At 26.7% G+C, this 1,377-nt stretch carries 1 protein-coding gene; it reads right to left on the reverse strand.

The features are described 5' to 3' along the window. Positions 1–56 precede the first annotated feature (56 nt). A complete protein-coding gene (locus tag Tmeso_RS15765) occupies positions 57–1,259 on the reverse strand; it encodes an IS701 family transposase (protein WP_099192879.1) in 1,203 nt (400 codons plus the stop codon). Between the last annotated feature and the right edge of the window lie 118 nt (positions 1,260–1,377).

A 1,377-nucleotide genomic window follows, 5' to 3' on the forward strand; every position in this document is an offset into this window, starting at 1 on the left:
CTATAATAGTGCAGTTTTATTTGAAATTTTTTACAGTTATATAACCAAAGGGATTCCTATGCAATTTTCAGAGTATCAAAAATTTTATTGATAGGTTCACCTTTTATTGCTGCATTGTAAATACTAATAACCTGTGATTTTCTTAAATTATTCTGCATCTTTTTAAATCCAGTATTAAAATTAAAGGCTACGCCTGAGCATAATTTAGAATAAGTATAAGATATTAACATTATTATTAGATATCTGATAATGCTTTTTTGACTTCTAACTTGATAACCATTTAATCCCAAATTTCTTTTGCAATCTCTAAAAAATGGCTCTATTATCCATCTGTCTATGTATTGATTTAATGTATCTAGAGAAGATAATGATGTGTTTAATGATATAAATGCTTTCAAACATCCATCTTCATGAAATGAATCTTTAGGATAACTTAATATTATTGACACTTTTTTCATATCATTTAATTTGCCAACGTAGTTGTAAATATAGTATTGTTTGCCTTTAACGGTGACTAAGTCGAAGACTTTTTTATCTAAACTACGAGCATATCTATTAAGTTTGGCGCCTAATCGTTCATGACCTTTTGGATATATTACTCGATTTGTTCTTATAGCTCCTATATACGTATATCCTGATTCAGTTGATTTATCAAATATTTCTTTACAACTATACCAGCTATCGCAAAGAACATATCCTTTATTAATTGGTTTTGGAAGAGATTTAATTATATTAGAAGCTATCGCTATTTTACTCATATTATTTTTATCATAAATTTCTATGGCATACGGTAAAACTAAACCGTCACAAGAAAGTAAAGCAAGTACAATTTGATGACCATAAACAGTTTTTTTCTTTAAGTGTGAATTATGAAAGAAACACTTTTCAATTGGATTTACAGCCTTTGACGAGGGCTTAGTTTTTTCTGAAATAGTGTCATCAATAATCACATATATAGGTTTACCTGTTTGCTTTGATCTAGACCAAATTAAATCTATTGACTTGTTTTTTAAAGAATTAAATGTCAGGTTCTCATTCCATGAAGAGTTAGATAAAAATCTTGTAATACTAGTTCGGTGTTTAGGTGATAAAACTTTAGAAACATCATTTATTTTCCCTGTATAGCCACTTATAAACATTGATTTCACTATACTTTTCATATGATTTATCTGTGGTTTTGTAAGGTATAAATCAAATTTTAATTCTTTTAAAAATTTGTCTAATGTTAATTCATTTGCTATAATTAAGTTCTGAAACATTTATACATACCTCCTTGTATTTTTTTGTGTAGGAACTTAATTATAACAAGGTTTTGTATAAATGTTTTTTTATTTTATTCAAATGGAAATTTATTGAAGTATTTTTGCACTATTATAG

Source organism: Tepidibacter mesophilus, from assembly GCF_002724055.1.
Taxonomy (GTDB): Bacteria; Bacillota; Clostridia; order Peptostreptococcales; family Peptostreptococcaceae; genus Tepidibacter_A; species Tepidibacter_A mesophilus.

What these genes read in the sequence shown, in the direction of transcription:
- Tmeso_RS15765 (WP_099192879.1), bottom strand. Translation starts at nt 1,259, where the DNA reads ATGTTTCAGAACTTAATTATAGCAAATGAATTAACATTAGACAAATTT.